Genomic DNA, 369 nt, shown 5'->3' with positions numbered 1-369 from the left:
TTAGCCCGTGTTCAGTTAAATAAGATACAAAGGGACGTTTTAGCGTAGCTAAACATTTCTGTAGAAAAATAGGAAGTCGACAACGCACTCCAAAGAGTGCTAGGAGACTTATCTTTTTTCCTAAGAAATGAGTCCCGTGTTCAATTAACAAGATACAAAGCCCGTATAAAGCCTAAAGCAAAAATAGGAAATACGATGACGGAGCGCCAGCTCCTAAGAATATTTATCTTTTTTGCACAAGGCTTAGGGCGTGTTCAATTAAACAAGATACAAAGGGCGTATAAAGAGCAAAGTAAAATTAGGAAATCTGACGCTGAAGCTTTAGCTTATAGGATGATTTATCTATTTTACACAGCTCTTAGCCCGTGT

Origin of the sequence: Streptococcus sp. HMSC10E12, assembly GCF_001807855.1 — a bacterium.
In the GTDB taxonomy this organism is placed as follows: Bacteria; Bacillota; Bacilli; order Lactobacillales; family Streptococcaceae; genus Streptococcus; species Streptococcus salivarius.
The sequence above is the reverse complement of the archived record's forward strand: the minus strand, read 5'-3'. Positions refer to the sequence as shown.